Source organism: Oleiphilus sp. HI0061, from assembly GCF_001635675.1.
Map to the genome: position 1 here is coordinate 1 of NZ_LWFE01000923.1, position 272 is coordinate 272.

The 272-nt window shown below is 42.6% G+C and carries 1 pseudogene; it reads left to right on the forward strand.

Annotated elements, in window-relative coordinates:
* A pseudogene (locus A3735_RS30855) lies at window positions 1-272 on the forward strand (hypothetical protein); the annotation flags it as partial.

Genomic DNA, 272 nt, shown 5'->3' on the forward strand with positions numbered 1-272 from the left:
CGTTATTTATGGTAGCTACCTAGATGACACTTTCAAAGCAGAGTTTCGTTACGGCAAGGGAATCAAAGAAGACACGCTTAAAGGAGCAAAGGATGTCAACCTAGATCATTGGATTGCGACATATATGGGAGCCGAGCAAGAGATTACAGATTATTTTAATGCTTACGCACTACTTGGACTATCTTACTACCGAGCAGATGTAACGCGTCATGAAGTTATTAGAACCGTCTCGGAAAGTGCTATTTCTAACGCGGAATCAGCGGTTCAACCCA